Origin of the sequence: Billgrantia campisalis (genome assembly GCF_022341425.1) — a bacterium.
Lineage (GTDB): Bacteria > Pseudomonadota > Gammaproteobacteria > Pseudomonadales > Halomonadaceae > Halomonas > Halomonas campisalis.
On record NZ_JABFUC010000014.1, the window covers coordinates 20481 to 44617 of the forward strand.

22 protein-coding genes are annotated in these 24137 nt (G+C 63.6%); 10 read left to right on the forward strand and 12 right to left on the reverse strand.

Going from position 1 to position 24137, the window contains the following annotated elements; translation table 11 throughout:
• The first annotated feature begins 38 nt into the window (after window positions 1–38).
• The gene (locus HOP52_RS15685; RefSeq protein ID WP_238978348.1) at window positions 39–581 is read left to right on the forward strand and encodes a preprotein translocase subunit YajC; all 543 of its coding nucleotides are present in this window, start codon (window positions 39–41) and stop codon (window positions 579–581) included.
• Between the two features lie 19 nt (window positions 582–600).
• Here the strand turns inward: HOP52_RS15685 and slyA are convergent, their stop codons facing one another.
• Both slyA and HOP52_RS15695 read right to left on the reverse strand, forming a co-directional pair.
• Window positions 601–1044 carry a transcriptional regulator SlyA gene (gene slyA, locus HOP52_RS15690; protein WP_238978349.1) on the reverse strand — a complete coding sequence of 148 codons (444 nt, stop codon included), beginning with the start codon at window positions 1042–1044 and terminating at the stop codon, window positions 601–603.
• 123 nt (window positions 1045–1167) lie between these two features.
• Entirely contained in the window at window positions 1168–2436 is a 1269-nt protein-coding gene (locus tag HOP52_RS15695; protein WP_238978350.1) for a DUF5924 family protein, read from the reverse strand.
• Between the two features lie 200 nt (window positions 2437–2636).
• Between HOP52_RS15695 and fadB the strand changes: the two genes are divergently transcribed.
• The 3 genes from fadB (at window position 2637) to HOP52_RS15710 (ending at window position 6365) form a co-directional block, all read left to right on the forward strand.
• Window positions 2637–4820: a fatty acid oxidation complex subunit alpha FadB gene (gene fadB / locus HOP52_RS15700; RefSeq protein WP_238978351.1), complete on the forward strand. Its 2184-nt coding sequence runs from the start codon at window positions 2637–2639 to the stop codon at window positions 4818–4820.
• Window positions 4821–4847: 27 nt separating this feature from the next.
• Window positions 4848–6026, forward strand: coding sequence for an acetyl-CoA C-acyltransferase FadA (gene fadA, locus HOP52_RS15705; RefSeq protein WP_238978352.1), 1179 nt, complete (start codon window positions 4848–4850; stop codon window positions 6024–6026).
• 153 nt (window positions 6027–6179) lie between these two features.
• A complete protein-coding gene (locus HOP52_RS15710) occupies window positions 6180–6365 on the forward strand; it encodes a CCGSCS motif protein (protein ID WP_238978353.1) in 186 nt (61 codons plus the stop codon).
• Between the two features lie 131 nt (window positions 6366–6496).
• Here the strand turns inward: HOP52_RS15710 and HOP52_RS15715 are convergent, their stop codons facing one another.
• Window positions 6497–6958 carry a flavodoxin family protein gene (locus HOP52_RS15715; RefSeq protein ID WP_238978354.1) on the reverse strand — a complete coding sequence of 154 codons (462 nt, stop codon included), beginning with the start codon at window positions 6956–6958 and terminating at the stop codon, window positions 6497–6499.
• A gap of 89 nt (window positions 6959–7047) precedes the next feature.
• On the opposite strand from HOP52_RS15715, the gene HOP52_RS15720 reads away from it, so the two are divergent.
• Window positions 7048–7527, forward strand: coding sequence for a YbhB/YbcL family Raf kinase inhibitor-like protein (locus HOP52_RS15720; RefSeq protein ID WP_238978355.1), 480 nt, complete (start codon window positions 7048–7050; stop codon window positions 7525–7527).
• 67 nt (window positions 7528–7594) lie between these two features.
• Here HOP52_RS15720 and HOP52_RS15725 read toward each other — a convergent pair whose 3' ends face one another.
• On the reverse strand, window positions 7595–8362 hold the full coding sequence (locus HOP52_RS15725; RefSeq protein WP_238978356.1) for a class I SAM-dependent methyltransferase: 768 nt from the start codon (window positions 8360–8362) through the stop codon (window positions 7595–7597).
• A 294-nt stretch (window positions 8363–8656) separates the two neighbouring features.
• Here HOP52_RS15725 and ydiJ point away from each other — a divergent pair, with 294 nt between their 5' ends.
• A complete protein-coding gene (gene ydiJ, locus HOP52_RS15730; protein ID WP_238978357.1) occupies window positions 8657–11872 on the forward strand; it encodes a D-2-hydroxyglutarate dehydrogenase YdiJ in 3216 nt (1071 codons plus the stop codon).
• Here the strand turns inward: ydiJ and HOP52_RS15735 are convergent.
• The gene (locus tag HOP52_RS15735; RefSeq protein ID WP_238978358.1) at window positions 11866–12816 is read right to left on the reverse strand and encodes a GlxA family transcriptional regulator; all 951 of its coding nucleotides are present in this window, start codon (window positions 12814–12816) and stop codon (window positions 11866–11868) included. The two genes, ydiJ and HOP52_RS15735, sit on opposite strands and share 7 nt — an antisense overlap.
• Window positions 12817–12901: 85 nt before the next feature.
• Here HOP52_RS15735 and HOP52_RS15740 point away from each other — a divergent pair, with 85 nt between their 5' ends.
• On the forward strand, window positions 12902–13813 hold the full coding sequence (locus HOP52_RS15740; RefSeq protein WP_238978359.1) for an alpha/beta hydrolase: 912 nt from the start codon (window positions 12902–12904) through the stop codon (window positions 13811–13813).
• Between the two features lie 40 nt (window positions 13814–13853).
• On the forward strand, window positions 13854–14726 hold the full coding sequence (locus HOP52_RS15745; protein WP_238978360.1) for an amidohydrolase family protein: 873 nt from the start codon (window positions 13854–13856) through the stop codon (window positions 14724–14726).
• Window positions 14727–14897: 171 nt separating this feature from the next.
• Here the strand turns inward: HOP52_RS15745 and HOP52_RS15750 are convergent, their stop codons facing one another.
• The 7 genes from HOP52_RS15750 to HOP52_RS15780 all read right to left on the reverse strand — a co-directional run bounded on the left by HOP52_RS15750 (window position 14898) and on the right by HOP52_RS15780 (window position 21775).
• A complete protein-coding gene (locus HOP52_RS15750; protein WP_238978361.1) occupies window positions 14898–15743 on the reverse strand; it encodes a nitrilase-related carbon-nitrogen hydrolase in 846 nt (281 codons plus the stop codon).
• Window positions 15744–15750: 7 nt separating this feature from the next.
• Complete coding sequence (locus HOP52_RS15755; protein ID WP_238978362.1) at window positions 15751–17079, reverse strand: MmgE/PrpD family protein; 1329 nt, start codon at window positions 17077–17079, stop codon at window positions 15751–15753.
• A gap of 78 nt (window positions 17080–17157) precedes the next feature.
• Window positions 17158–18039, reverse strand: a complete 882-nt coding sequence (locus tag HOP52_RS15760; protein ID WP_238978363.1) for a glycine betaine ABC transporter substrate-binding protein — start codon at window positions 18037–18039, stop codon at window positions 17158–17160.
• A 46-nt stretch (window positions 18040–18085) separates the two neighbouring features.
• Entirely contained in the window at window positions 18086–18817 is a 732-nt protein-coding gene (locus tag HOP52_RS15765) for an ABC transporter permease (RefSeq protein ID WP_238978364.1), read from the reverse strand.
• A 4-nt stretch (window positions 18818–18821) separates the two neighbouring features.
• Entirely contained in the window at window positions 18822–19982 is a 1161-nt protein-coding gene (locus HOP52_RS15770; protein ID WP_238978365.1) for an ABC transporter ATP-binding protein, read from the reverse strand.
• A 45-nt stretch (window positions 19983–20027) separates the two neighbouring features.
• Window positions 20028–20693 (reverse strand): ABC transporter permease, encoded by a 666-nt coding sequence (locus tag HOP52_RS15775; RefSeq protein ID WP_238978366.1) that lies wholly within the window; start codon window positions 20691–20693, stop codon window positions 20028–20030.
• Between the two features lie 197 nt (window positions 20694–20890).
• On the reverse strand, window positions 20891–21775 hold the full coding sequence (locus HOP52_RS15780; protein WP_238978367.1) for a LysR substrate-binding domain-containing protein: 885 nt from the start codon (window positions 21773–21775) through the stop codon (window positions 20891–20893).
• Window positions 21776–21877: 102 nt separating this feature from the next.
• Between HOP52_RS15780 and HOP52_RS15785 the strand changes: the two genes are divergently transcribed.
• Both HOP52_RS15785 and HOP52_RS15790 read left to right on the forward strand, forming a co-directional pair.
• On the forward strand, window positions 21878–22759 hold the full coding sequence (locus HOP52_RS15785; RefSeq protein WP_238978368.1) for a HalD/BesD family halogenase: 882 nt from the start codon (window positions 21878–21880) through the stop codon (window positions 22757–22759).
• Window positions 22760–22846: 87 nt separating this feature from the next.
• The gene (locus tag HOP52_RS15790) at window positions 22847–24130 is read left to right on the forward strand and encodes a M24 family metallopeptidase (protein WP_238978369.1); all 1284 of its coding nucleotides are present in this window, start codon (window positions 22847–22849) and stop codon (window positions 24128–24130) included.
• Window positions 24131–24137: the final 7 nt, after the last annotated feature.

Consider the following 24137-nt stretch of genomic DNA (forward strand, 5'->3'; position numbering starts at 1 on the left):
GACAACGACTTGCGTCAAGATTCATTCAGGAGATACCGATGGTTTGGTTGCTGATACTGTTCGTGCTGCTGCTGATGGTCTCGCCGGTGCTGTGGCTCAAGCCCAGCCCGCGACAGCGGCGCATCGCACCGCTGCGCAGTGCCGCCATCAAGGCCGGGGTACAGGTGAAGCTGGAGTCGCCGCCGCTGCATGGTATTTCGACCGCCATGCCGGGCTATCGCTGGTCCTATCCCCAGGACGCGCCTGGGCCGCGCTTCGTGCTGGTGCGAGACAGCGAGGCCAGCGATGCCCTCAAGGCCTTCATTCCCGGCTGGCGCTGGCGCATCGAGCCGCTGCGGCCGCTGCCCGAGGCGGCACGCAAGCCGCTGGAGGCGCTGCTGATACGCCTGCCCCAGGATGCGCTGGTGATCGAATCCCGCGAGCACGGCATCACGCTGTGGTGGTGGGAGTCCCAGGGGGCGGAGCGGTTTCTGACCTATGTCGACGATTTCCGCCAGCTGCGCGATGCCCTGGCCGGACGCGCCGACCGCCACGAGGGGCCGCGCCCCTTCGGCCACGCCGAGGGGGCCGCACCGGAGTGACACGAGCCGGCGGCAGGTCTCAGCCGTCGCTTTCCCGGGTCTGGATCTCCAGGCCGTTGTTCTCGATATGCGCCAGCAGGGCGTCGAGCTGGCCTACCTCGGCGTCGCTCAGGCCGTCGAGCATTTCGCGGCGCGCCTGGGTGACCACCTCGTCGATCTGCTCCAGCAGCGGGGTGGCCTCCGGAGTGAGAAAGACGCGCTTGGTGCGGCGGTCCTGCTCGCAGGGGCGGCGCTCGATCAGACCCTGCTCGGAGAGCTGGTCGAGGGTGCGCACCAGCGACGGCGCCTCGACGCCAATGGCCCGGGCCAGGTCGCACTGGGGCTGGCCGTCGCCCAGGCGCCACAGATGGTAGAGGGTGATCCAGCGGGTCTGGGTCAGGCCCAGCGGTGCCAGTCGCCGGTCGATGATCGCTCGCCACAGGCGTGGCAGGCGTGACAGCCGGAAGCCGATGTTCTGGTGCATGGGACTCTGCATTCACGTTGATGTTGCCGAATTGTCCGGAGCCGGTGCGTGTAATGCAAGCCGCGGGGTGCGGTATTCCCGGGCTGCTCGGGGCATGCCGGGCACCGGATGTGTGCCTTGTCCCTATTCTGATCCTCCGTTTGCCTCCGCTGGCGCCGCCGTATCGTTGTTCCGTTCTGCCGCCGCCCGGGGCCCGGGCTCTGCCTGAGATGCGTCCGGCGCTGGCTCATCGGACACGACCTGGCCGGGGCGGTTGCCGGGAACCAGTCGTCGCAGGTCCAGCCCGGGCAGGCCCGGCGGCAGCATCGCCTGGCCATCGGCGAGGGTGGCCTGCGCCGCCTGTTCCGCGACCCTGAAGCGCAGCATGCCGATACGCTGGCCACTGTCGGTCATCACGTCCACCCGCCAGCGTCCCGCAGGCTTCTCGGGGAAGTTCAGCTTGTGGGTCCAGGCCCGGTAGCCCTCCTGGCGCCCGCCGTGAATGGTCAGCTCGATCCGGTCGATTCGCTCGTTCTCGTGGTACCACTCATGAACGATCTCCTCGCGCAGCCCCCGGGGGGCACGAATCGCCGTGAAGGCGTAGAGCCCCTGTGCGGTCAGGGTCTCCGGGGTTAGCCGGGCACTGCCACGCGGGCTGCGCGCCGCCTCATCGAAGTCGGGCGACAGGGCGCTGGCGGAAAGCCATAGGTTGGCCGGCGGTACCCAGACACGCCCGACCCAGGCCAGGCTGGCCAGCAGTGGCAGCACCAGCAGTAGCGTCCCCCAGCGGCCCGGGGTCATCGGTCTGAGCAGCTGCCACAGGCTGGGCAGGCTGAACGCCAGCATGGCGCCCAGCGCCAGCTTGAGGCTTGCGCCGGTGGTGAGCTGGAACATGATGGGCAGGGTGACCAGCACCACCAGGAACACGCACTGGGCGTGAAAGGCGAAGTAGAGCCAGCGGGCACGGTCTGCCAGCCGGTAGTAGAGCGGGTCGAGGACCGAGAGCAGGGCCATGGCCAGAATCAGCAGGGCGAACAGCGCCTGGCCGCTGCTCCAGACGGTGGTGGCGAGCACGAAGGGTAGGCAGAAAAACAGCGTTTCCTGATGCACCATCTGGGTGATGAAGGTGGTGACGCCACGGGGCAGGCTGGGGTGGCCGCGACGCAGCAGCAGACGGCCGATCAGGCTCTCGGAAAGCAGCAGTACCCAGGCCAGGAGCATGCCAAGTGCCAGTACGACGCCCAGCCATTGCTGGCGGTCGACCAGAAAGAAGCTGCCCAGCCCGGCCAGAAAGGCGAGAGGCGGCCATAGCCAGCTCCAGGGGCGGGCGCGCTCGACCAGCCGCTCGATATGCCCCTGCAGCCGGAGGGCGTGGGGCGTCTTCGGCGGTGCGGGCGTGTCGGGTGAGCTCATGGGGCCTGGGTCGGTCAGGGGGGAGTTGCCATCCTAGCAGTCGGCTGGCGGTGGCGGGAGTCGCATACCGCCGACAGCGTGGCGCCGGATGCTAATCAGGGCTTGACGAACCGGGCCGACTGGACCAAGCTTTGAAAATCAAACGGCCGTATGAAATCGGGCACTCCTCCAATGCCAACCCTCTGTGTGGAGATTCGTGGATGATCTATCAAGGCAATGCCATCACGGTGGCGCGCGGTACCCAGAACGGGGGCGACGACATCGCCACGCTCACCTTCGACCTGAAGGATGAATCCGTCAACAAGCTCTCCAGCGCCGTGGTCAAGGAGCTGGGCGAGGCGGTCAAGGCGATTCAGGCCGTAAGCGGCCTCAAGGGGCTGGTGATCGCCAGCGGCAAGGAGGCGTTCATCGTCGGTGCCGACATCACCGAATTCCACGGGCTGTTCGACAAGGGCGAAGAGTATCTGGTGGAGATGAACCTCAAGGTTCACGACATCTTCAACGCCATCGAGGATCTGCCGTTCCCCACCGTGACCGCCATCAACGGCCTGGCACTGGGCGGTGGCTGCGAGGTGCTGCTGACCACCGATTTCCGTGTCATGGGCGAGAAGGCCAAGATCGGCCTGCCGGAGACCAAGCTGGGTATCCTGCCCGGCTGGGGCGGCTGCGTGCGCCTGCCGCGCATGATCGGTGCCGACAACGCCATCGAGTGGATCGCCGGCGGCACCGAGAACAAGGCCTCGGCCGCGCTCAAGGTTGGCGCCGTCGACGCCGTGGTGCCCAATGAGCAGCTCGAGGCCGCGGCGCTGGATATCCTGGCCCGCGCCAACCGTGGGGAGCTCGACTACCGAGCGCGCCGTGACGAGAAGACCAGCCCGCTCAAGCTCAACCCCATCGAGCAGATGATGGCCTTCGAGACCGCCAAGGGCTATGTGGCCGGCAAGGCGGGGCCCCACTACCCGGCCCCGGTCGAGGCAATCAAGGTCATCCAGAAGGGCGCCGGTGAGGAGCGCGGCCGGGCCCAGGCGATCGAGGCCAAGGCCTTCGCCAAGCTGGCGCTGAGCAGCGTCGCCTTCAATCTGGTCGGCCTGTTCATGAACGATCAGGTGGTCAAGAAGAAGGGCAGCAAGTACGAGAAGCAGGCGCGTCCGGTCAAGCAGACCGCGGTGCTGGGCGCCGGCATCATGGGCGGTGGCATCGCCTATCAGAGCGCTTCCAAGGGTACGCCGATCCTGATGAAGGACATCAAGGACGAGGCCATCGAACTGGGGCTTAAGGAGGCGCGCAAGCTGTTCGCCAAGCAGGTGGAGCGGAAAAAGCTGTCCACCGAGCAGATGGCCGAGAAGCTCTCCAACATTCGTCCGACCCTCTCCTACGGTGACTTCGGTCACGTCGACCTGGTGGTCGAGGCCGTGGTCGAGAATCCCAAGGTCAAGGAGGCGGTGCTCACCGAGGTGGAAGGCCTGGTCGGCGAGGACACCATCCTCACCTCCAACACTTCGACCATCTCGATCACGCGCCTGGCCCAGAATCTCAAGCGTCCGGAAAACTTCTGCGGCATGCACTTCTTCAACCCGGTGCACCGCATGCCGCTGGTCGAGGTCATCCGCGGCGAGAAGACCAGTGACGCCGCGGTGGCGGCCACCGTGGCCTACGCCCGTGCCATGGGCAAGACGCCCATCGTAGTCAACGACTGCCCGGGCTTTCTGGTCAACCGCGTGCTCTTCCCCTACTTCGGCGGCTTCAGCCAGCTGGTCGAGCAGGGCGCTGACTTCCAGCGCGTCGACAAGGTGATGGAGAAGTTCGGCTGGCCCATGGGGCCGGCCTACCTGCTCGACGTGGTGGGCATGGACACCGCGGTCCACGCCGGCGAGGTGATGGCCGAGGGCTTCCCGGAGCGCATGGGTAGCCTGGGCGGGGCGGGCGAGAAGAGTGCCATCCAGGTGATGGTCGACAATGAGCGCCTGGGCCAGAAGAACGCCAAGGGCTTCTACGCCTACGAAGAGGACAAGAAGGGCAAGCCGAAGAAGGTCAGCGACGAGGCGGCCCATGCGCTGGTCAAGCAGGTGGTGAAGGCAGAGAAGAAGTTCTCCGACGACGACATCATCGCCCGCATGATGGTGCCGCTGTGCCTGGAGACGGTGCGCTGCCTGGAAGACGGCATCGTCGAGACGCCGGCCGAGGCCGACATGGCGCTGATCTACGGCATCGGCTTCCCGCCGTTCCGCGGCGGTGCGCTGCGCTACATCGATGCCATGGGCGTGGCGGCGTTCGTCGAGCTGGCCGAGGGGCTGGCCGAGGAGCTCGGTGCGCTCTACGCGCCCACCGACAAGCTGCGCGAGATGGCCAAGTCCAACGACACCTTCTACGGCAAGAGCGCCTGAACCCACCGCGAACAGGAGTAGCGAAAGATGAGTTTGAACCCGAGAGATATCGTGGTGGTCGACGGTGTGCGTACCGCCATGGCCAAGGCCAAGAACGGTGCCTTCCGCCACGTGCGCGCCGAGAACCTGTCCGCCGCGGTGATGCAGGCACTGTTCGATCGCAACGCCAACCTCGACCCCAGCGAGGTCGACGACGTGATCTGGGGCTGTGTCAACCAGACCCTCGAGCAGTCGATGAACATCGCCCGCAACGCGGCGATCATGACCGGGATTCCGCGCAGCGTGCCGGCCCAGACGGTCAACCGCCTGTGCGGCTCCTCGATGACCGCGCTGCATATCGCCGCGGCCAATATCAAGGCCGGGATGGGAGACTTCTATATCATCGGCGGCGTCGAGCATATGGAGCACGTCTCCATGACTCATGGCGTCGACGTCAACCCGGCGGCCAGCAAGTATGCCGCCAAGGCGGCAATGATGATGGGCCTGACCGCCGAGCTGCTGGGCAAGATGCACGGCATCAGCCGCGAAGAGCAGGACAAGTTCGGCGTGCGCTCCCACCAGCGCGCCCAGGCCGCCATGGAGCAGGGCCTTTTCGACAATGAAGTGATCGGGGTCGAAGGCCACGATTCACGCGGTTTCCGGGTGCGGGTCGATCGCGACGAGGTGATTCGTGCCGACGCCAGCCTGGAGAAGATGGCCGAACTCAAGCCGGTCTTCGACCCGCGGAGTGGCACTGTCACCGCCGGCACCTCCTCGGCGCTGTCGGTGGGCGCTTCCGGCATGGCGGTGATGAGCTACGAACGCGCCCAGGCGCTGGGTCTGGAGCCGATTGCCAAGGTGCTCTCCACCGGGGTCGCCGGCTGCGACGCCTCCATCATGGGCTATGGCCCGGTACCGGCTTCGCAGAAAGCGCTCAAGACCGCCGGCCTGACCGCCGACGATATCCAGACCGTCGAGCTCAACGAGGCCTTTGCCGCCCAGGGGATTCCGGTGCTCAAGGATCTCGGCTTCCTCGACGCCTTGGACGACAAGGTCAACCTCCACGGCGGCGCTATCGCCCTGGGCCACCCCCTGGGCTGCTCCGGGTCGCGGATCTGCACCACCCTGCTCAACGTCATGCAGCAGCAGCAGACCAGCCTCGGTCTGGCCACCATGTGCATCGGCATGGGCCAAGGCGTCGCAACGGTGTTCGAGCGGCTGAAATAAGCCTCTACTGTTGAAGTCAGTACGTCCCGCGGTAGCCGGTGGCCCCGCCCTTGTTGGCGGGGTCACTTGCGTTAGAGGCGTTGACGAGTGGGGTGATGAGCAATAAGATGCATTTTTTATGCATCTTATAGAATCCACTGCGAGGTGACGCTCATGAGCCGGCTCAAGGACCTGTTCAAGAAGGACAAGGCAGAAGACAAGCAAGTCGTGCAGACCCAGGAGCCGGTTCCGGCAACAGCCTCGGGTTCGGACGCCAACGCGGGCGAAGCGGCCAGCGCCGAGGCAGAGCAGAAGGCGAAGCATGGGGAACCGGGCGTTTGCTGCGGATCCTGTCACTGACCCCGGCCAGCGCTTGGTAAGATAGCCATCGACGAACGATGAGCAGCGGGCATGCCCTTCCAGGCATGCCCGTTTTTCCATGGGCGTGGGATGCGTCCAGTGTCAGGCTGCTGCGCTGCTGCGCTGCTGCGCTATAGCACGCCTGCCTCGAGCCCTGCGGCCAGATAGAGACCCAGTTCCTCCACCTGACCGACGAACTCTTCCTGCCATTCGCCGCGCAGGGTCAGGGGATGCTGGGCCCACTTCCAGCGCAGGCCGGTGACGATGCTTTCCACCGCGCGACGGGTGCCGGTGCCGTCACGGCCGGCGCGTATGTAGAGCGCACAGGGCAGGCCCTGTTTCTCCTCGAGGATCGGGTAGTAGCTGCGGTCGAAGAAGTCCTTGAGCGCCCCGCTCATGTAGCCCAGGTTCTCGGGGGTGCCGAGGAGGATGGCGTCGCAGGCACGCACGTCATCGGGGCCCGCTTCGAGTGGCGACTTGACCACGACTTCGACGTTATCGATATCCGGGTGCCGGGCGCCGCGCTCGGCGGCCTCGCGCAGCTTGAGCGTATTGGGGGAGGGCGCATGGGCCACGATCAGCAGTCGTTTCATGTTTGACAGTCTAGCGACTTTTATCAACGCTGCGGTCTGCGATACTCAATGAGTACCTTATCCTTTTCGGACCACGGAGGACTCCTGCAATGGCATTTGCCCTGTCGAACATGCAGCTGGAAAGTGCGGCCTTCCCCGCCGGTGGCGCCATCCCGGCCAAGTACACCGGCGAGGGCGACGACATCTCGCCGCCGCTTAGCTGGCGCGATGCCCCGGAGGGCACCAAGGGCTTCGCGGTGATCTGCCACGACCCCGATGCGCCGCTGGTGCAGCATGGCAGCTATGGCTTCGTGCACTGGGTGCTCTACAACATTCCGGCCTCCACCAGTTCGCTGGAAGAAGCCACCGCCGTGGGCACCCGTGGCAAGAACGACTTCGGCAAGCACGGCTATGGCGGGCCCATGCCGCCCGAGGGGCACGGCCTTCACCAGTACTACTTCTGGGTGCTGGCCATGGACAAGCCCACCGACGATCTGCCCGAGGGGCTGAGTCTGCACGATCTGCTGGTGCGGGTGGAGCCGCACCTGATCGGCATGAACCGTCTGGTGGGCACCTACCAGCGCGGCTGATGGGGCGCCGAGGCCCCGCCTACGCCGACCCGCCGAGTGGTGGGCTCTGCGGGTCGGACAGCGAGGGTCAGGCGCGGGCCTTGAACCTCAGCCGCACACAGTCGACGGTCCAGTGGCCATGGCTGTCGCACAGGCTCGGGGCGAGCCAGGCCACGGCGTTGTCGAGTATCGCCTCGCGTAGATCTTCATCCAGGTCGTGGAGGACGGGGGCTGCAAAGGATGCCAGCCAGCGGCTCATGCCGCCGGGCAGCGGCATGGGCTGTGGAATCAGTTCGATGCGCTCGACCGTGAAGCCGGCGCTGGTGAGCATCTCGCGGTACGCCTCTATCGTGGGAAAGTACCAGGGAAGCCGCTCTGCGGCGCCGATGCCACGAAATTCCAGGGCGGCAATCAGCGCAGTGCAGACCGCCGCCACATTGCCGTGGCCGCCAAGCTCGGCGACGAAGCGACCTTTCGGTTTTAGCGCCCGGCGTACCCCGGCGATCACCGCCTCGTGATTGTGCAGCCAGTGCAGGGCGTTGCTGCTGAATACGGCATCGAACTCATGATCGAAGGGCAGCTGATGGGCATCCAGCTGCCGTGCCTGCAGTCCGCGGGCCCGTGCCGCCTCGACCATCCTGTCGGAAGCATCGATCCCGACCAGCTGGGCGCGAGACTTGGCCAGGATTTCCGTCAGGGTGCCGTCGCCGCAGCCCAGCTCCAGGATGCGTTCGCCGGGACGGGGCGCCAGCAGCTTCACTGCGGCATCGCTCGTCGTGGTCATCAGGTCGGCAAGACGGGCGGTGTCGTGAGCCCTCTGGGCCTGTCCGGGGGCATAGTGTGCTGTCTGGGTCATGACGCCTCCGTTCACGGGCGGTGATATGTCTGTCTTGAGATCAGCATAACCCATTGTGTTTGGGATAGGGGCCCTCCCCAACTCGGTCTGGCGTGTCGCCTGCTCCTGGGGCGGTAGGGCGGTTGATGGTGCGCTGAGGCTCGTCTTCGCCAATGCTACAAAGCAGCGGGTGCTTGCGGATTGGTCGATGCTTTTTCCAACGTCATGATGTTATCCAGGTATGACGCATTCGTGTGCTTGATGGTGTCACCCACATGATTCCATGAGTCGACACTCTCGGTTTGTGGCCTGGTCATGATCGCACGTCTGAACCCCGCTTCTTCTTCGAGTCGGATCGGCTCTACCTACCTGCGCTTTCTCGAGGCGCTCAAGGCCGCCGGCTTCGAGGGCGAGATCGCCCCGGACTACGCCGACCGCACGGTGCTGGCCACCGACAACTCCATCTACCAGCGCCTGCCCCAGGCAGTGCTCTACCCCAGGCACGGCGAGGACCTCGCCCGCATCGCCCGCCTGGCCGCTGACGAGGAACACCGCCAGGTGGCGCTCGCGCCCCGCGGCGGCGGCACCGGCACCAACGGCCAGTCGCTCACCGACGGCCTGGTGGTGGATGTCTCCCGGCACATGAACCAGATCCTCGAGATCGACGTGGAGAACCGCCGGGTACGGGTCCAGGCAGGCGTAGTCAAGGACCAGCTCAACGCCGCGCTCAAGCCCTTTGGTCTTTTCTTCGCGCCGGATCTCTCCACCTCCAACCGCGCCACCATCGGCGGCATGATCGCCACCGATGCCAGCGGCCAGGGCAGCTGCGAGTACGGCAAGACCCGCGACCATGTGCTCGAGCTCGAGACCCTGCTGCTCGGCGGCGAGCGGCTCGTGAGCCGCCCGGTGGAGGAGGCGGAGCTGGCCACGCTGTGTGCCCGCGACGACATTATCGGCCGGGCCTACCGCACCGCCCGGGAGATCATCGACACCCAGGCGGAACAGATTCGCGCCATCTTTCCGCCGCTGAACCGCTGCCTGACCGGCTACGACCTGGCGCATCTGCGGGACGCGCACGGCCGCCTGGACATCAACAGCCTGCTGTGCGGCGCCGAGGGCTCGCTGGGCTTTCTCGACGAGGCGGTGCTCAACGTGCTGCCGATCCCCAAGCACTCGACCCTGGTCAACGTGCGCTACGCCGGCTTCATGGACGCCCTGCGCGACGCCAAGGCGCTGATGGCAAGCTCTGCCAAGCCTACCTCCATCGAGACGGTGGACGACAAGGTGCTGTGGCTTGCCATGGAGGACTTCGTCTGGGACAGCGTGGCCGAGTTCTTTCCCAGCGCGGATAGCGACGGGGATGGCGACGGCGAGGCCGGCACCGCCACGGCCACCCGCCAGGCCGCGGCGATTCGCGGCATCAACCTGATCGAGTTCAACGACGACGACCCCGACCGGCTCAGTGAGCGAGTCGAAGCCTTCTGCCGCCACCTGGAGGCGGACGCGACGGTGGAGCGGCTCGGCTATACCCTGGCCGAAGGGCGCGCCCAGATCCAGAAGGTCTACGCCATGCGCAAGCGCGCCGTGGGCCTGCTCGGCAACGCCAAGGTCGATGCCAAGGGCGAGAAGCGCCCCATCCCCTTCGTGGAGGACACCGCGGTGCCGCCGGAGCACCTGGCGGATTTCATCAGTGAGTTCCGCGCCGCCCTGGATGCCCGCGGCCTCGCCTACGGCATGTTCGGTCACGTGGACGCCGGGGTGCTGCACGTGCGCCCGGCCATCGACATGAAGGACCCCGCGCAGGAGCGGCTGATCCGCGAGGTCTCCGACGAAGTGGCCGCGCTGACCCACAAGTACCACGGCCTGCTGTGGGGCGAGCACGGCAAGGGGCTGCGCTCGGAGTACGCCCCCAAGTTCTTCGGCGCCCTCTACCCCAGCCTGCAGCGGGTCAAGGCCGCCTTCGACCCCCACAACCAGCTCAATCCGGGCAAAATCGCCACGCCCCATGCCGACGGAGCATCGGGGCCAGGGCGCAGCGAAGAGAGCATCAAACTCATCGACCCGGGCCTTTCGACCATCGACGGCGTACCCACCCGCGGCCAGTACGACCGCACCATCGACGAGCGGGCCTGGCAGGCCCACGCCGCCACCGTCTACTGCAACGGCAACGGCGCCTGCTATAACTACGACCCCGACGACGCCATGTGCCCGTCGTGGAAGGCCACCCGCGATCGCATCCACTCGCCCAAGGGGCGCGCCAGCCTGATCCGCGAATGGCTGCGCCTGCAGGGCGCTGCCGGGGTCGATCTGGTGGAAGAGTCGCGCAAGAAAAAGGCCGAGGGCGCCTGGGGCTTCGTGCGCGACCTCCCCAAGCGCACCCTCAACACCCTGCGCCGCAGGCGCCAGGCCGACTTCTCCCACGCGGTCTACGACGCCATGGCCGGCTGCCTGGCCTGCAAGTCCTGCGCCGGCCAGTGCCCGGTGAAGGTCAACGTGCCCGACTCCCGCGCCCAGTTCCTGGAGGTCTACCACGGCCGCTACCTGCGCCCGCTGCGCGACTACCTGATCGGCGGCACCGAATTCATGATGCCGGCGCTGGCACGGATTGCCCCGCTCTACAACGCGGCGCTCGGTCACCGCCTGGTGGACCGGCTGTTGGCCGGCCCCATCGGCCTGGTGGACAGCCCCAAGCTCTCCCGGGCCCGCTTGACCAAGCAGCTCGAGGCCTGGGGCGTGGCCGAAGCCACCCCCACCTCGCTGGGCCTGCTCAGCGAGGCCCAGAAGGCGCGAAGCGTGGTGATCGTGCAGGACGCCTTCACCAGCCACTTCGAGGCCGAGCTGGTGCTGGACATCGTCGAGCTGCTGGCCCGGCTCGACGTCAAGGTGTTCGTGGCGCCCTATTCGCCCAACGGCAAGCCGCTGCACGTGCAGGGCTTTTTGGGCGCCTTCGAGCGCACCGCGGAAAAGCAGGCCAAGCGGCTGCGGGCGCTGGACGAGTTCGGCGTGCCGCTGGTGGGTATCGACCCGGCCATGACCCTGACCTACCGCCAGGAGTACGTGAAGGCGCTGGGCGCCGACGCCGTGCCCGAGGTGCTGATGCTGCAGGAGTGGCTGGTAACCCTGGCCCGCCGGCTGGTGCCGGCGGGGCTCGACCTGGCCGGCGCCGGGATCGAGGACCCGGGCTACCGGCTGCTCTCCCACTGCACCGAGACCACCAACGCCCCGGGCAGCCCCAAGGCGTGGCAGCAGCTGTTCGCCGCCTTCGGGCTGGAGCTGGAGCTGCTGAGCACCGGTTGCTGCGGGATGTCGGGCACCTACGGCCACGAGGCGCGCAACCGCGAGACCTCGCAAACCGTCTACGCCCAGTCGTGGCAGCCCAGGGTGGAAGACACGGCCAACGCGGGTAGGCTGCTGGCCACCGGCTACTCCTGCCGCAGCCAGGTCAAGCGCTTCTCCGACACCGCCCTGCCCCATCCGCTGCAGGGGCTGCTGGCGGTGCTGCGGCAGGGCGAATGCATGATGTCTCAGTGATGGCGCCGTTGCTTGGGAGAAATAGCAAAGCGCTTACGGTAGCATTTACTGAAATGTGAGGTCGATGAGAACCCTGTGGCCGTAGCAATATCGATAATGGACATCGATGTATAGCGAAGTAGTTTGTCGCCATGATCCAGGCGAAGGTTAAGATAATAGATGGCAGGGCTGACATCAAAGTGATGGTTAAAAAGCCGCTGAAGCTGGCGATGAGAGGTGCCGACCAATGACGCGATATGCTCACAATTGATGGTGTCTTCTAGATGAGACTCCATGATCTTTATCGCAGAGACAAGCGCTTGGTTATGAATGCCGAGGCGCGCCTCATGTGACATTCTCTGCTTTTCATGGGAATCGCGAATAGTGGGGTGGATACACTGCTCAGCAATCTGGTGGCTCAGGTGGATGCCCTGCTGCCTTTCAATCAAAGATAGCATCATGTCCAATCCAGCCGTGCCGCCAGAGCAGGTCATGATGCCATTGTCAATCTCGAAGAGCTCGTTGGATACGATCAGGTCAGGGTGCTCTTCCTGCAGGCTGGCCTGATTTTCCCAGTGAATGGTACAGCGCTTGTGGTGAAGTACGCCCGACTTGGCGAGCAGGGTGCTGCCCGTTGAGGTGGAGCCCAGCAGCCGTCCGCTCCTGCTGACGGCTCTCAGCCACTGGAATAGCCTTTCATCGGCGATCAGGTTGGTTCCCATCCCCGCCACAAGAATGATGGCATCGAGCCTTTGCCACTCATCCATGCGAAGGGTGGGTGAGAAAGGCAGTCCGTTGCTGGCGAAGATGGCTTGGTCATCCAGGCTCATCAAGTGCCACTCATACAGCGTCTTTTCACTCATGCGGTTGGCAATTCTCAAGGGCTCGATGACGGAGCTGAATGAGAGCATCGCAAAGCTTGGGAAAAGCACGAACCCGATATGGAATGAGGTGTGGGATGTCATGATGGTTGTCTAGTGTGTCGTGTTGATGATCTTAACGGTGCGCCAGCTATCGCAATATGTCAATGCCGATTCGGGCAGGACATGAATGAACATGCTGGAGTATATGATGAACGCCGAAAGCGTCTCGATTGTCAGTGATGGCTTCAAGCTGGATGGTACCTTCTATTGGGAAGAGGGCGCCCTTCGTGACGATGCACCTCTTGTAATTGTCTGCTCTGGTTTTACCGGACTGAAGCACATCCACCCCGAGCGCTTCGCACGATATCTAACCAGAGAGGGGTATCTCACTTTTGGTTTCGACTACCGTGGATTCGGTGACAGTGAGGGCGAACAAGGGAAGGTCCTGCTGGAAGAGCAGGTGCGGGATATTGCCAATGTCGTCGCCTATGTCGCCGCACACGCCAAGCGCGAGAATCGCAAGCTGGTGTTGGCCGGCTGGGGCATGGCCGGGGGGTTGGTACTCGATGCCTTCGGGCACGCCGAGGATCTGGTCGATGGCCTCGTATGCATGAATGGTTTCTATGATGCCGTGCGTGTGCAAAAGGCATTGCGCGGTGAGCTTGGCTGGAAATCTTTCCGCCACTTCATGAATGAGGAGCGTCTGCGACTGGCCCAGGGCGGCGAGGCACGCAAGCTCGATCCCTTCGATATCTATCCCCTGGATCCGATTTCCAAAGGGTATGTCGATGAGGTGCTGTGGAAGACGCCGGGCTATGGCTTGACATCCGATCTGGATTTCGCCGATTCGCTGATCGCCTTCAAGCCGGAAGCCAGTGTCGATGAGCGTTTTTCCAACACGCCGCTGCTGATCGCTCACGGCGCAGAGAATGACCTGCATCCGGTCAGTGAGGCAAGGGCGCTATATGCAGCCTATCCCGGCCCCAAGTCGCTCTACCTGCTGCCGGAAGGGGGGCATACGGAGTGGATGCTGGACGAGGATCCCAAGTTCCAAGCCTTCGCTGGTCGTGTCGATGCATGGCTGCAGCAGTCACTCTGATGAACGATAGCCGAAGCCGGCGCTGTTGAGGAGCGGCAACATGATTCCCTTGTGTTCGGCGGCAGACCCCGATGTGCGCAGACCTTCCTTCACCGCCCCGTCCGGGGCGGTGGATTGTCATGCGCACGTATTCGGTCCGGAAGGTCGCTACCCCTATCACCACAATCGCACCTACACCCCTCCGGATGCGAGTCTCGAGCAGTATCTCGCGCTGCATGAGGCGCTCGGCATCGAGCGCGGGGTACTGGTGCAGCCCAGCGTCTATGGCCTCGATAATTCAGCGACCCGTGATGCCTTGAGCGAACTGCGCCGCCGCGGCCTCGACTACAGGGGCGTCGCGGTGGTAGATCGTGATGTTTCCGATGTGGAGCTTGATCGGCTTCACCGGGAAGGCTTTCGTGGAGTCCGCCTGAACCTGCTGTTCAAGGGCGGGATCGACTGGCAGGATCTTGAGCAACTGGCGCATCGCCTGGCAGAGCGAGAGTGGCATCTGCAGTTCCTCCTCGACGTGTCGCAATGCGAGGCACTGGAAAGCCGACTGGCTCGGTTGCCGGTGCCGGTGGTGGTCGATCATATGGGGCACATGCCCTGTGAGAAAGGCATCGACCATCCCGGCTTTGCCGCGCTATGCCGTCTGCTTGCGCAAGGGCTGGCCTGGGTGAAACTGTCGGGTGCATACCGCATTACCGATCATGCGGTCACGCCATTTGAGGATGTGGTGCCGTTCGCCAAGCGGCTGCTGGATGCCAACCCCGAGCGCTGTGTCTGGGGGTCCGACTGGCCACACCCGCATATTCCCGTGCCCATGCCCAGCGACGGGGACCTGTTCGAGGAACTGGCCCACTGGGCGCCCTCCGCCGAACTGCGGCGGCGTGTTCTCGTCGACAACCCGGAGCGGCTCTACTTCCGGTGAGGGCCTAAGCCCTGGTGACCCGCGCAGCCCTAGGTTGCGCGGCGCTTCGGCGTGTGCCTGTCATTGCCTAAGGAGGACCGGGTAGCTCTCGTCGCCACGCTGATGACCACCGTCTCGCTCAAGCGACCACCTTACTGATCGCCGAGCGGTCAAAGTGGTTGATGGCGCGAGCTATCGGCGTGGTCGCGAGAGCAACTCACGAATCAATGGGCTGTCGGCGTCACGCTGGGTGGGTAGCTCGAAGCGAGCCTTGGCAATGGCGGTGCGCGATAGCTGCGCCGTGATCAAGGCTTCGCCTGACTCTGCCTCGGCCAGGGTCTCGCCGCGAGGACCGAGAATGCGTGAGCCACCCCAGAAATGGCTGCCCCCTTCGGGGCCATAGCGGTTAGCCATGATCACGGGCGTACCGTAGGTCATGGCATAGAAGCGTATGTTCAGTAGCCAGTTCTGCTCGTTGGAAAATTCCTCGCTGACGATGCCTGAGGCCGAGTTGATCGGCGCACACAGCACGGTAGGGCGTGCCAGAAGGGCGGCATGCACGAGTGCGGGATTCCATAGATCGGCACAGATCATCTGGGTCGATGTCCAGCCGGGACACACTTGCGCAAAGGTCAGCTCTTCGCCATGGCAGAACCATTTTCCCTCTTCGAGGCCACCATAGGTGGGCAGGTTGAGCTTGCGGTGCACTGCCAGAATCTTGCTGTCCTGGAGAATGGCCAGGGCGTTGTAGTACTCGCCTGGACTGGCCTCCTCGACGAATCCGACTACGGTCTGCATATTGCCGCAGGCCTGTGCCAGTGATGCCAGGCGGGGGTCTTCCAGCGGCATGGCCACCTGCATCACGCGACTGGCAAGCCCATAGCCGGTCAGCGAAAGTTCGGGGAAGACGAGCAGTTCGATCCCTTGTCGGCGAGCCTCCTCGATGATGCTCAGGTGGTGTTCGATGTTGGTGTCCACTTCGCCGAGCATGCTGTTGATCTGGGCGGCGCCAACGAAAAGTCGGTCTTGGTAGTGCATGGCAACCTCAATGAGTGTTCTGGGTGATTGGCCCGGGGGCTTGCAATAACACGAGCAGATCATGTGCCGAGTGCTGCTCCAAGTGCGAGACGGTGTCGTAAATCCGTTCAGCACGCGCGCCGAGTACCGGCTCCGCCAGGCGATAATACTTGTCCTCGAGTTCGGCATTCGAGAGAGGGTTGTGCGGGTTGCCTCGGGCCTCGCAGGGCTCGCTCTGAAAGACTCGGCCGTCGGTCAGGTAAAGCTTGACCTGGGTCCAGCGCTCTGCGGGAAAACGCTGGTTGAAGTCGGCACTCTCGTGAATGATCACCCGTCCAGCCAGGCCTATCAGTCTGGAGTCATGGAGGGAGTGGGTCACGCAGGCGGCGTCCACACGGCCATATGCCAGTGCACAGGCCACCGACCAGGGCAAGCTGTACTGGGCCTGCTCGGTCGTGCGGGGATGCACTGTATGCAGGCGTTTGGCTTCGTGAAACGTGTGGACTTCTATATGCTCCACGAGCTCCGGGGTGCGGGCGTCCTGGGGGAGAGACAGGATGGCCTCAACGGCGGGCTGTGCCCAACGACAAATCGGATAGGCCTTGAAATATTGTTCGTGTAGATACCAGCGCTCGCCCAGGTCGCGCCACACTTGGGCGACTTCGGGCGAGGTGGCGCTCAGTGCTGGTGCCCCGGTGAAGTCATCTCGGGCCAGCAAGGCAGCCGAAATCCCTGTCAGGGCGCCCCATCCCGAACCGTCCTTGAGCATCGTCGGGTGGTCGATGCAGCGCATCATCTGGCTGCGTGGGCCGTAGAATTCGGCGATCCCGAGTGCATGATGCAGCCGCGTGCTGTCCAGCTTCAGTAATCGGGCTGCCACGGCGGCCACGCCCAGGGCATTCCAGGCCCCAGAGGTATGATAATCGGGGCTGGTGGCATGAAGGGCGATACCCGCTCGGGTGGCGACTTCATAGCCCAGCGCCAGTAAACCGAGAAACTCGCTCCCCGATAGCCGTTCCACTTCAGGGAGGGCCAGCAGCCCGGGTAGCAAGGCCACACCGGCATGGCCCTTGGTCAGTGCCTGGCCGTCATGAGCATCGAGGGCATCGATCAACCAGCCGCCATGCAGTGCGGCCCCACAAGGCGAGGCGTGCCCTTCAGCGAACAGCAGCGGCCGTACGCCACCATATTGAGCGATGGTGAAGCGGCGGGCAGGGGCGGTCAGAGGCGTCAGCGTTGCACCGGCCGCCACCCCCAGCAGGTCCAGCAGGCATCGCTTGGCCTGTTGCAGATGCGCCTTGTCCAGTCGAGATGGGCATACCTCAGAGATCCAGTTCAGTCCCTCGTCGATACTCATGTCCATTCCTGGTTGATGGAGCAGGCAAACGTAGTGGGTCGCCCATAGGCGACCCGAAAGAACCCGGCATGCCTAAGGTCAGAGCAGGCCTTGCTCATTGAGGAACTGATAGGCGACGGTCTCGACGGTCTCGCGACGAACATCGACTCGTGCGTTGAGCTCGGCCATGGTGTCATCATCCAGGTGGGCCGAGAGGGTGTTCATCTGTTCTGCTAAGTCCGGAAATGCATCCAGGGTTTGCTGGCGTACCACCGGAGTCAAGGCATAGGACGGGAAGAAATCCCGGTCGTCTTCCAGCACTTGGAAGTGGAAGGCGGGGATGCGGCCGTCGGTGGCGAATACTAGGCCGACATTGACCTGGCCGTCGCGCAGTGCCTGATAGACCAGGCCGGAGTCCATGCGGCTAACATCGCGGCGGCCGACCTGGAAGTCATAGGCTTCCATCAGCGGGCGCCAGCCATCGTCGCGGGCGTAAAACTCTGCGTTGAGGCCGAAGCTCAGCTCCTCGCCGTTGTTCACTGCCGCCGCCAGCTCGGAGAGCGTTTGGATGTCGCGCTCTTCGGCCTCGCCGATGCGCATCGCTAGGGCATAGGTATTATTGGCAGCAGAGGGGGCGAGCCAAACCAGGCCCTTCTCGGCATCTAGCTCCTTGACGCGTTCATAGGTCTCCTCGGGACCCAGCCGTTCGCTGATGTTGTTGTAGGTGATCAGCGAAGTGCCGGTGTATTCCCAGTAGAGATCAATCTGGCCATTCTCCTGCGCCTGGCGAAGCACCGCCGAGCCCATGCCGGCACGGGTGTTGACGTCGTATCCCAGATTTTCCAGGTACTGACCCGTCATGCTAGCGATGATCTGCTGCTCAGTGAAGTTCTTGCCGCCTACGGTGATATCGGCTGCTTGAGCCGTTGTCATGGCACTTGCCAGAGCCAAGCCGGAGAGTAGGGTGGTCAGCTTTTTCATGGGTCTTGCTCCTATTGTTGTCTTCAGTGTTGCCGTTGACTTCGCTTCAGGCCCTCGCGGGGTTGACCCCGCGAGGGACCAGAACGAATGCGATAAAAGCGATCAGCGCGTCGACCACGATGGCCAGCAGTGCGGTGGGAATAGCCCCGGCCAGCATCATCACCGGGTTGTAGAGATCGATGCCGGTGAAGATCAGCTCGCCAAGCCCGCCGGCACCGATCAAAAATGCCAACGGGACCGTGCCCACGTTAATGGCCAGGGCGGTGCGAATGCCGGCGAAGATCACATAGAGGGCATTGGGCAACTCGACCCTGAACAGGCGCTGGGTGGGGGACATGCCGATGCCGGCGGCAGCCTCCATCAAGGCCGGGTTGACGCCCTTGAGCCCGGTATAGGTGTTTCGGGCGATGGGCAGCAGGGTGGCCACGAAAAGGCCGAATACCGCCGGGACCGTGCCGATGCCGAGAAAGCTCATGGAGAGTGCCAGAACTGCCAGAGTGGGGATGGTGGTGCCCACGTTAAGTACCTGCATCAGTGATTCGGCGGAGCGAGTCATACTGGGACGCGACAGCACCACGCCCAGTGGAATGGCGGCCAGGATCGCCAGGCCGCCCGATACCGCTGTGAGCCACAGGTGCTCGCCCATCAAGAACTGGATGTCGGGCAGGTAGAAGAGGAAGTCGTCAATGATGCCACTCGAGTGACTCCACACTCCAATCAAGAAGATCGCTAGCAGGGTCAGCGCGCTCAGCGCCCCTTTCATGGTCTGAATGGGCATGGGCTCACTCCTCCGAGATGGGGGCGGTCGACATGGGGTTGCCTTGCTGAGCGCGGAAGCGAGAGCCTAAGTGGTGGGTCAGCGCCCGCTGGGTGACCTGACCGCAGACCCGTCCCTGGTCGTCAATGCAGGGTAGCCAGGTGATATCGTGTGCCAGCATCAGGGAAGCGACGGTGCGCAAGTCGTCATCCAGGCCCACCATTGCCGGCACATTCTGGAAATGGTCGCGGCAATAGCCCTTGGTCGTCTGGGCCACCGAGCGCATCACCATACCCGCCGGCTGCTGCTGGTCGTTGACCATGAGAATCGCGGTTTCATAGCCGAAGTCATCGCTCATTGCGAGCGCTTTTTCGAGACTATCCTCCGGGGAAACTGTGCCAATATCCCGAGTGGCGATTTCGCGTGCCTTGACCAGGTTGAGGCGCTTGAGTGCCCGGTCGCTACCGAGAAAGGATTCAACAAAGCTGTCTTTTGGGTCGGCGAGCAGGTCATCGGGGGAGGAGTACTGTACCAGCTTGCCTTCACGAAACACGGCGATGCGATCGCCCATCTTGATCGCTTCATCGATGTCGTGGCTGACGAACATGATGGTCTTCTTTAGCGCCTGCTGCATCTTGAGAAACTCGTCCTGGATCACCGCCCGATTGATCGGGTCGATGGCGCCGAAGGGCTCGTCCATCAGCATCACCGGCGGGTCGGCGGCCAGCGCCCGAGCGACGCCGATGCGCTGCTGCTGCCCGCCCGAGAGCTCGCTGGGATAGCGCTTGAGGAAGGCGTCGGGTTCCAGGGCGATCATGGCCATCAGCTCGCGGGCCCGTTCACGGTATTTCGCCTTGTCCCAGCCCAGCAGCCTGGGTACCGCCGTGATGTTCTCCTCGATGGTCATGTTGGGGAACAGGCCGATCTGCTGGATCACGTAGCCGATATTGCGGCGCAGGGTCTGGGTATCCATCCCGGTGGTGTCTTCGCCGTCGATGAAGACCTTGCCGGAGGTGGGCCTTACGATGCGGTTGATCATCTTCAGGGTGGTGGTCTTGCCACAGCCGGAGGGGCCGAGCAGAATGCAGATCTCGCCGCTGGGCACCTCCATGTTGATATGATCGGCGGCCACTACGGCGCCTTTCTGTGTATCGAAGACCTTAGTCAGGCTGTCCAGTCGAATCATGGTGTTATCCTTGTCTGGTGGGCTGAAGAGAGCGCAATAAGCCAGTCAGGCCATGGAGGCGTCACGTTCCATGCCCCTGGGCGTCAGGCGCTTCTGCAGCGCCAGCAGGGAGAAATCAACGATAATTGCCAGCACGCTCACTGCCACGGCGCCGACGATAAGCTGGCGTGGATCCGACTGGGAGATGCCGCGGCTGATGAAGGTGCCGAGACCGCCCGCGCCGATATAGGCGGCGATCGCCATGACCCCGATATTGAGCACTACGGCCGTGCGCACGCCAGCCATGATCACCGGTATCGCCAGCGGTATCTCCACCAGGCGGAGGCGCTGGTTGGGGCTCATACCGATCCCCCGGGCGGCCTCACGCAGAGCCGGGTTGACGTTGTTGATGGCAGTATAAGTGTTGCGGATGATCGGCAGCTGAGAGTAGAGCAGCACCGCGATCACCGCGGGCACATAGCCGATGCCATGGCCGAAGATGGATAATACCGGGATCATGATGCCGAACAGGGCGATCGAAGGAATGGTGACGATGATGGAGGCTATATAGAGTACGTTACGGGCTAATCGCTCATTCTTGGTAATAGCGATCCCGATGGGTACGCCGGTTAGAGTGGCGATGCCCACGGCCACGCCTACCAGGGCAATATGTTCCAGGGTGCGTGTAAACAGCAGCTCGAAATTGGCAAGCGTGTAAAGGATCAATTCCATACAGGCGCCTCGGTCAGGTTGTGGTTGTGTTGTCCTGTGAGGCACCTAGCCTAGGGAGGCGCGACCCTGCGAACTAATCAGTATCGGACATAAAACATAATGATCTGGCCATGGGGGGCAAAAGGCCCTGTATCGTGGTTTGGCGTGGCAGGCAGTTTTTCACCTGAGGGGGCAGGAGCTAGCAGAGAGAGAACGGATCAGTGGGGTGCGTCGCTTGGTTCCGGCGACGCGACGGCGTCGCTGCCGGTGACGATGCTTTCAAGCTCTTGGCAGAAGGCTTCAAGCGCCTCACCGCTGTGTCCAGGCCGACGATGCAGTTCGATTTCCACTTGGCCCAGGGGCGGCAGACCCTCTTTCTCGCCGACGATTCGACACCCGGCCGGTATGCTCCGAGGTGTCTTGACCGTCATGGCCAGGCCCGCCTGTACCGGCAGGTTGATGGCGGTGGGGGATTGGCTCGTGTAGCGCAGTTCCCAGCGTCGCTCATTGCGGCCCAGCGCCGAGAGGGCGTGGTCGCGAAAGATACAGCCCTCCGGGTTGAGGGCCAGCGGCAGGGTATCCCACGCCTGCGGTTGGCGATCCTCGGCCACTACCCACACCATCGGCTCCCACCCCAACAGGTGGCCCGACTGGGTCGGGGCGTGTCGCACCGACAACACCACGTCCAGCAGGCCTTCCTGAAACAACTTGACCAGCGAGGCGCTGATATCGCAGCTCATCTCCAGGCGGGTATCAGGAAAGCGCGCGGCATAACGTGGCAGCAGATGAGGCAGGTAGGTCGTGGCCTGCTCTTCAGACGTGCCGAAGCGGATCAGCTCCCCTTGCTGGCGCTCACCCAGCACCGCCCTGGCCTCATCCTCGAGCTTGAGCATCTGCCGGGCATAGGGCAGCAGTCGTTCTCCAGACGCGGTCAGCAGCACACTGCGGCTGGTTCTCTCGAACAGGGCCTTGCTCATCTGGTCCTCGAGTCGCTTGATCTGCAGGCTGACCGCTGACTGGGTGCGGTGCAGTACCTTACCAGCGGCACTGAATCCCTGGCATTCGGCGACGGTGACGAAGGCGCGGAGGAGGTCGGTATCCATATGCAATGAACTTTTGAAATAGGTGGCATCTTAACTATTCATTTTTATTATGGGGGAGTGGTTACTACCCTGTCCAGTATGTTCCCGGAACAGGAGACACCCATGGCGATGACAACATCACTCGAAGCCAAGCATTCTCTTGATGGCCTGATCGATCTTGAGTGCTACCCCATCGACAACCTGGACAGCCAGGCGGGTCGTGAGCTGATCGACAGCTGCCGTCGTCAGCTCGATGAGGACGGCTGCGTGGTACTCAAGAATTTTGTGCCTGAAGAGGCACTGTCGCGGCTGGAGCGCGAGACCGAACGCCTCTCGCCGGAGGCCCACTATAACCAGACCGAGACCAATCCCTACAACAGCGCCGGCGATCCCGCGTTACCGGCCAGCCACCCACTCAATCGCTTCGATGATCGTACCAACGGCTTCGTGGCCGGTGACCGGATCGATGGCGACACCATCATTCGCCAAGTCTATGAGCATCCCGGATTCCAGCGCTTCATCGCTGCCGTGGTGGGCATGGAGGAGATCCACCGGTATGCCGATCCGCTGGCCGACCTGGTGGTCAACGTGCTGCGCGAGGGCTGTCAGCACCCCTGGCACTACGACACCAACGAATTCATCGTCACCATGATGACCCGCCAGTCTCACGGCGGAGGCCGCTTCGAGTATGCGCCGGGTATTCGTAGCCCCGAGGGCGAAAACTTCGCCGAGGTTGAAAAGGTGCTCGACGGTGACCGCACGCGGCTCAAGAGCCTCGACCTTCAGCCAGGCGACCTGCAGGTGTTCTTCGGCCGCTACTCGCTGCATCGCGTGACCCCGGTTGAGGGCGACAAGGAGCGCCACACCGTGATTTTCGCCTATGCCAAGGAGCCGGGCTTCATCGGCCGGCCCGAGCGCGCCCAGCGTATCTTCGGGCGCATGGCGCCGATCCACGAGAAGCTTCTGAAAGAAGGTATGAACCGCAGCGACAGCCTGGCCGATTGAGCCTGTTCTCTCGTTCCCTCTTCGAATCGACTTCAATGGCCGCCGATCCCGCGCGGTCACTGCCCTGACGACATAGCGAGAATTTCCATGAGCATCGTAGAGTCAGAAAAACTGACCGACAGCGAACCGGAGCATATTCCGGTCGTGCCGTCTGCCCCCATGGCAAACGGCGACAGCATTCCCACCGCCTTCGATCCCAAGCAGCTGCGCGCCGGGCGCCTGGCGCGCCTGAGGGCCATGATGGCCGAGCAGGGCTACGCCGCCCTGGTGCTGTTCGATCCCAACAATCAGCGCTACGCCACCGGCTCGCGCAACATGTTCGGCTACTTCCTGCGCAACTCAACGCGCTACGTCTATGTGCCGCTGGACGGCCCGATCATTCTCTTCGAGTACCCGGGCAGCGCGCATATCTCTACCTGGCTGGAAACCATCGACGAGTCGCGCACTTCCAAGGTGGTGTGGTCGGCGGTGAACCAGCGCGACAACCTCTCCTCCGATCCCTTCGGTGTGGAGATCGCCGAGCTGGTGGAGGAGCACGGCCGCGGCAACCGGAAGGTCGGCCTGGACCGCTGTGCGCTCAACCTGGCTCGTTCGCTGGAAGCCCAGGGGCTGGCTGTCTTCGACTGCATGCAGGACACCCTGCACTGCCGGCGTATCAAGACCCCCGAGGAGATCGCCTGCCTGGCCCAGTCAATGGCGGCAAGCGAAGCCTCGGTGGCCGAGGTGGAGTCCGCTATCAAGCCCGGTGTCACCGAGAATGAGCTATTCGCCATCATGTACGGCGAGGTGATCCGGGGGGGCGGCGAGTTCATCGAGACCCGCCTGCTCAACTCCGGGCCGCGCACCAACCCCTGGTTCCATGAGGCCAGCGATCGCAAGATCCGCCCCGGCGAGCTGGTGGCGCTGGATACCGACACCATCGGCTGCCACGGCTACTACTCCGACTTCTCGCGTACCTTCCACGTCGGCCCAGGCCGGCCCAGCGCCTACCAGCGCGAGCTCTATCGGATGGCCTATGACCAGGTGCACCACAACATGGGTATCCTCAAGCCCGGCATCAGCTATCGCGAGATCGCCGAGCAGGCCTGGAAGATCCCCGAGCGCTTCCTGGATCGCCGCTACCCGTCGATCATCCACGGGGTGGGCATGCACGGCGAGACCCCGCTGGTGGCTCACCACATGGACTTCGACCGTTTCTCCAAGGACGGCATTCTCGAGCCCGGTATGGTGGTCTCGGTGGAGAGCTATATCGGCGAGGTCGGTGCCGCCGACGGCGTCAAACTCGAGGAAGAGGTGCTGATCACCGACACCGGAATTGAGAAGCTCTCCCGCTACCCCTTCAGCGAGGTGCTGCTCGGCCGTGAATACTGACGCACAA